Source organism: Corynebacterium sp. HMSC08D02, from assembly GCF_001807505.1.
Classification (GTDB): domain Bacteria; phylum Actinomycetota; class Actinomycetes; order Mycobacteriales; family Mycobacteriaceae; genus Corynebacterium; species Corynebacterium pseudogenitalium.
Genome location: NZ_KV789249.1, coordinates 71,100 through 76,974, shown reverse-complemented (window position 1 = coordinate 76,974; position 5,875 = coordinate 71,100). Strand labels below are relative to the sequence as shown.

5 protein-coding genes are annotated in these 5,875 nt (G+C 63.7%); 2 read left to right on the top strand and 3 right to left on the bottom strand.

Annotation, left to right across the window (positions count from 1 at the left end):
• Positions 1-380: 380 nt before the first annotated feature.
• The 3 genes from HMPREF3170_RS06625 to HMPREF3170_RS06615 form a co-directional block, all read right to left on the bottom strand.
• Positions 381-2,024, bottom strand: a complete 1,644-nt coding sequence (locus HMPREF3170_RS06625) for an MFS transporter (protein WP_210385505.1) — start codon at positions 2,022-2,024, stop codon at positions 381-383.
• 2 nt (positions 2,025-2,026) lie between these two features.
• Positions 2,027-2,461, bottom strand: a complete 435-nt coding sequence (locus tag HMPREF3170_RS06620; RefSeq protein ID WP_070478651.1) for a DUF2871 domain-containing protein — start codon at positions 2,459-2,461, stop codon at positions 2,027-2,029.
• A gap of 130 nt (positions 2,462-2,591) precedes the next feature.
• Complete coding sequence (locus HMPREF3170_RS06615) at positions 2,592-3,575, bottom strand: hypothetical protein (protein ID WP_070478648.1); 984 nt, start codon at positions 3,573-3,575, stop codon at positions 2,592-2,594.
• Positions 3,576-3,761: 186 nt separating this feature from the next.
• Between HMPREF3170_RS06615 and HMPREF3170_RS06610 the strand changes: the two genes are divergently transcribed.
• Together HMPREF3170_RS06610 and HMPREF3170_RS06605 are read left to right on the top strand one after the other, a co-directional pair.
• On the top strand, positions 3,762-4,901 hold the full coding sequence (locus HMPREF3170_RS06610) for an NAD(P)-dependent malic enzyme (protein ID WP_246814934.1): 1,140 nt from the start codon (positions 3,762-3,764) through the stop codon (positions 4,899-4,901).
• Positions 4,898-5,329 (top strand): DUF488 domain-containing protein, encoded by a 432-nt coding sequence (locus HMPREF3170_RS06605; protein WP_070478643.1) that lies wholly within the window; start codon positions 4,898-4,900, stop codon positions 5,327-5,329. The genes HMPREF3170_RS06610 and HMPREF3170_RS06605 overlap by 4 nt, the downstream gene beginning before the upstream one ends.
• Positions 5,330-5,875 lie beyond the last annotated feature (546 nt).

Below are 5,875 nucleotides of genomic sequence, written 5' to 3'. Positions count from 1 at the left end.
GCTCTTTCGGGAGCGGCCTTTCATTGAGGGACCAGCACCTACACCACCACCGTTACAACTACGGGACCGCCGCTCTTTCGGGAGCGGCCTTTCATTGAGGGTCCGCTCTTTCGGGAGCGGCCTTTCATTGAGGGGAGGTGAGCGCCTATGAAATCGCAAAACTGTGCGGACACCGCCGCTTTTTCGGGAGCGGCTTTTCATTGAGGGGTCACTGTCCGCGATACCCGCCCAGTCTCCCTGGTCGTCGCCGCTCTTCCGAGGGCGGCCTTTCATTGAGGACAGGGAGGTTGCGAACTTCACCCAAGCCTGGGTCGGTAGGGTCGGCACTCGGTTTCACGGGTTCCGACCCCTTTCTATTAGTAGTCCCGAGCTACCTGAACCTAAGCCTCAGCCTCAACCTCCCCGGAAGCGGCCCCAGCCGCCCTCCGCACCTGCAGCGCACCGACGAATCCGAGGGCCAGGAAGGCCGTGGCGGCGAGGAGGGACCAGCGGGCGGCGTCGGCCATGCCCTCGCTGAGGGCCTGCACGACGGCGGCGGTTTGGTCACCGAATGCGCTGGCTGTGCCTTCCATGCGGAGTTGGTTGATGGCGGAGCCGGCGGATTGGCGGGTGGCGGTGGAGGTGGCGTCGGCAAGTGGGCCGGTGATACCGGCGTCCGTGAGGGTCTTAGGGAGGGTGATGGCGAGGGCCATCGAGAAGACGGAGCCGGAGACCGCGGTGCCCAGGGCTGAGCCGACTTGGCGGACGGTGCTCTGGGTGGCGGAGCCTTGGCCGGAGCGCTGCACTGGGATGTCTCGCAGGACGGTGCCGGTGAGCTGCGCCGATGCCAGGCCGAGGCCGAGGCCGTAGAGGGTGAGTGGGGCGGCGATGAGCCAGCCGCTGGTGTTTGCCCCCATGACGGAGGCGAGGATGATGACGCCCACAACCTCGAGGGCAAGCCCGATCAGGACGGTGCCCGGCGCGCCGAAGCGGGCGGCGACGTGGCGGGCTGCCGCGCCGGAGAGGAATGCGCCGACGGCCATCGCAGCCAGGACTAGGCCGGCGGACATGACGGACAGGCCCAACGCATTAATGAGGTAGAGCGGCAAGATGAAGATGATGGCGAACTCGCCGATGGCGACGGCGCCGGCGGTGATGTTGCCCCAGGAGAAGGTGGAGTAGGAGAACAGGCCCAAGTCCAGGAGCGCGGAGCGTTCCACGCGCTGGCGGTGCTGCTCCCAGCGGATGAAGAGGGCGAAGGCCACGGCGGAGATCGCAAGTGCGACGGGGACGGGGGAGACCGGGGCGGTGGTGGGCCAGGTCCAGCCGAACACGGTGAGGGGTTCCTTAGGCGTCCACCAGCCGAGGTCGGGTGCCTCGATGATGGCGAAGACGAGGGTGCCGAAGGCGATGGCGCTGAGCTGGGCGCCGTCGACGTCGATGCCGGGGAGCTTGTCGGGGCTGCGGGTCTCGCGGACGGTGAGCACCGCGCCGATGGCGACGAGCACGCCGATTGGCACGTTGACCAGGAAGATCCAGTGCCAGGACACCCACTGCGTCAGCGCACCGCCGGCCAAGGGACCGACCGCGGCTGCGCCCGAGATCACGGCGCCCCACACACCGAAGGCGGCCGCGCGGTACTTCCCGCGGAAGACCGCGTTTACCGTCGAAAGGGTTGACGGCATGATGAGGGCCGCGCCGACGGCTTGCACTGCACGGGCGGAAATGAGGGTCGAGGCGGACGTCGAAAAGCCGGCGAGGACGCTGCCCGCGACGAACACCCCGAGGCCCGCGAGGAAGGCGCGCTTGCGGCCCCACGAATCCGCAATCTTGCCCGTGGACAGCAACAACGCGGCGAGCAGCACCGCGTACAGACTGTTCACCCACTGTGCCTGGGTGAGGTCCAGGCCGAGGTCAGTAATTATCGACGGCAACGCCACGCCAACGATCGTGCCGTCGAGAACGATGACCCCGAGCCCCACCGAGAGGACGGCGAGGCTGATCCAGTCGCGACGCGTTGGCGTGGTGGCCTCTGCTTCGTTCATCACTAGCGCCTTACTGATTCCGGCTCAACAGACTTGAGCGCGCGACCGAGCGCCGCCATGAACAAGCCCAACGCAACCGTGATCGCGATGTGGCCCAAGCCCGCGATACCCGCGATCATCGCCGTGGACTCCTTGCCCTGCACGGTGAGGATGCCGTGCCAGACCATCATGCCCGAGGTCATGAGCACGCCGACGTTGTACACCCAGAAGAACCAAGTGAACAGCTTGCCGGACCGCGAAACCCGGAACAGTTTCTCCAACACCAAGAAAATCAACGACATGACGAACCCGAGCACCAGCAAGTGCGTGTGCGTCACGCCAAGCTGCGTGAACTGGCCTTCCGGGAAATCATTCGCGCGGGTGAACTCGCGGTAGAACAACCCCGCGCCCAACCCAAGCACCAAATACAACACTGCTGCCCTGTACAACTTCTGCACCTTGCACACTCCTTCTACAACCGCCAACACGGGCGGGAAATCCATTGACACCATCAATGGTGCTGGAGCGGACGCAGAAAGTAATCGCGCAGCAGGTTGAACATTGCGTCAACCGAACGGTTGAGTGGGGTTAGCGCTTGAGCCCATCCACGAACCGCGCGATCATGGGCTCGCCCAGCAGGTACGCGGCGTAGAGACTCAGCCCTGCGATGCCGATCACGATCGACAGCGTGAGCCCAAGGACCATGTCCTCCTGCTGACGGCTCAGGGGTTCCCCGGCCTTGATCTTCGAGGACAACACCTCGAACTCGGTGGCTACTCGCTTCATCCAGGGCTGGCCGGGTGGGCGCATTCTGGTGACGGGTGCGAGGAGACCGGGGGCGTCGTCGTGAATCCCGCACGACTCAGGCTGTGTGCGAGTGTAGGTGGGCACCTCCGTGCTCGCCTTGCATGACTTATTCGTTACCGACGTGATTTTCCACTCGTACCAGGGCTTACTCGGCGGGGCCTCGACGGTGCTTGTTTGCGAAATGACGCCGACGAACCCAAGAGAACTGCCATCCGCGTCGACGAGCCAGGCGGGCCCACCGGAGTCGCCCTGGATGAGGGTCTCGTCGGACTCGACCTTGATCACGCCGTCGCCCGCGCCTTGGATATGTCCGCAGACGACCTTGCGTTGCCTGACCGAGTTCGCGCACAACTCCATGTCGGCTTCGAGGGAGTCGTAATCGGCAATTGCATCGCCCGAAAAGAGGTTCTGTCCTGCGATGACATCCTCGTAGAGCCTGACAGCCATGACGTCGTCGTTTTTGAAGCGGGCGTCGATAAGCCCGGCGCGAGTGCTGGAGCCCACCGCTTGGCTGTTCTTGTAGAGCACTTCCCCCGGGCCCTGGGTGAAACAGTGGCGCGCGACGTACGCGGTTTTCGACGCCTCATCGACATAGCCGACCTGGCACTTCGTGATGCCCACCTCAACAACATCACCCTGGTTCACCACGACGCCGGCGGTGTAGCGCACAGAGCTGAGGGTCGTCGCCTCGCTGGGTACAGCCGTTCCCGCCAGCGCTAACATGGCAGCCAGCGTGACAGCTCCGAGTCTTGTTGCGCGTTTCACCTGCGCTCCTTGCTTGCATGGAGGATGCATTTGTGGGGGAGACCTTACATGTGAAGCCACCTTATCCTAGTGCACACTTTTTCGACGCCTGTTTCACGTGAAACATTCACGGGGCTAAGCGGGCTACCCCTGACACCATCGAGCTGTACTATAAGGTCAAACTTTTGATTGATGAAAGGACGTTCGATGCAGGAACAGCCAACAACCGAGGAAATCTTCGCAGCTCACGAGGGCGGAAAGCTCTCCATCACCTCCACGATGGAGGTGAGCACCATGCGCGACCTTGCCATCTGCTACACGCCGGGGGTAGCGGAAGTCTGCGAAGCCATCGCGCAGGACCCCGCCCAGGCGCGCCGCTACACCGGCGCCGGAAACACCGTCGCCGTCGTCACCGACGGCACCGCGGTCCTCGGACTCGGCGACATCGGTCCCCAAGCATCCCTGCCCGTCATGGAGGGCAAAGCCCAGCTCTTCCAGCAGTTCGCTGGACTGAACTCCTTCCCGATCGTCCTCGATACCCACGACGTCGACGAAATCGTCGACACCGTCGTGCGCATCGCCCCCTCGTTTGCGGCCATCAACCTCGAAGACATCGCCGCACCACGCTGCTTCGAGATCGAACGCCGCCTCGACGAACGCCTCACCATCCCCGTCATGCACGACGACCAGCACGGCACCGCCGTCGTCATCTATGCGGCACTGCGCAACGCCGCGCGCGTCCTCGACCGCACCCTCACCGACCTGCGCGTTGTCATCTCCGGCGCCGGCGCCGCGGGCATCGCATGCGTCGACATGCTGCTCCACGCCGGCATCCGCGACATCATCGTCCTCGACTCCCAAGGCCCCATCCACGCCGACCGCGCCGGCCTCACCCCCGTCAAACAGTCCCTCGCCGCGCGCACCAACCCGCGCAACATCCACACCACCGTCGACGACGCCCTCCGCGACGCCGACACCTTCATCGGACTGTCCCGCGGCCACATCACCGAAGAGCAAGTCCTCCTCATGGCCGAGGCACCCATCCTGTTCTCGCTGGCCAACCCCACCCCGGAGATCGAGCCGGAGGTTGCGCGGAAGCACGGAGGGGTCGTCGCAACGGGGCGCTCAGACATGCCCAATCAAATCAACAACGTCCTCGCGTTCCCCGGCATCTTCCGCGGCGCCATCGACGCCGGCGCCACCCGCATCACCCGCCCCATGCTGCTCGCCGCCTCCGAAGCCATCGCCTCACTTATCGACGCCCCCACCGCCCACAACATCGTCCCCCAAGCACTCGACCCCCGCGTGGCACCGGCCGTCGCGAAGGCGGTCGCGGACGCCGTATGAGGCTGTATACCCTAGGGTTTTCCCACAAACGCGCCGAAGAGTTCTTCACGATCCTGCGAGACAACAACATCTCGCGGGTCGTGGATATCCGCAGGTCAAACACCAACCAGCTCGCAGAGTTCACCAAAATGCACGACCTGGAATACTTCCTGCGCACCATCCTCGACATGCCCTACCTCCACGAGCTGACCCTCGCATCAAGCCACGAGCTCATGCACGCCTACCGGCATAACGAGATCCCCTTCGACAAGTTCGCCGCGGCACTACGCGCCGAGTACGACGAACGCCACGCCGCCGACCTCGACCGCGACACCTTCTCCGACGTAGTACTACTGTGCTCCGAAGCCGACCCGAGCACCTGCCACCGCATCGTCGCCGCCAACTACCTTGCCGAACACTGGGACAACGTAGAAGTCATCCACCTATAGCCCCTGAACTGGGACAATGCTAGGAGTTGTGTAATTATAGAAGGCACGCTACAATCGCGTATGAGCCTCCTGCCCACGGATTCCCCCCGAGTCCGGTTGAGCACTCAACACCCCCCCATTTTCGAGTGCGAGAGCGCAGGGGGTTCACTCTTTGCGTTTTTATGTTTGAGGCCCTTGCAGGCAGGCCCCGGCCCCGCACCAAATTCCTGGATTTTGGGAAGTGGCGTTGGCAAAAGCCCAGGTCGGGGGTCGGCCAGGTGGGAATGTGGTGCGTACACAGAGACCTCAGTGCCAAGAGGCGCATGTTTGAATTCCGACCTCCGCATTTCCACAGGTCATAAATGTGCTAGATGTTATCGGTTGCGTCCTTTGGCACTGGCGGCCGAGATACGACACCAAATCCCGGGATTTTGGGAAGCGGCGTTGGCAAAAGCCCAGGTCGCTGAGACTGTGTGAGGGAATTTGGTGCGCACCAAGCACGGACTGACACCAAATTCCTGGATTTGGAAAGCGGCGTTGGCAAAAGCCCAGGTCGGGGGTCGGCCA

What these genes read in the sequence shown, in the direction of transcription:
- HMPREF3170_RS06605 (WP_070478643.1), top strand. Translation starts at nt 4,898, where the DNA reads ATGAGGCTGTATACCCTAGGGTTTTCCCACAAACGCGCCGAAGAGTTC.
- HMPREF3170_RS06610 (WP_246814934.1), top strand. Translation starts at nt 3,762, where the DNA reads ATGCAGGAACAGCCAACAACCGAGGAAATCTTCGCAGCTCACGAGGGC.
- HMPREF3170_RS06625 (WP_210385505.1), bottom strand. Translation starts at nt 2,024, where the DNA reads ATGAACGAAGCAGAGGCCACCACGCCAACGCGTCGCGACTGGATCAGC.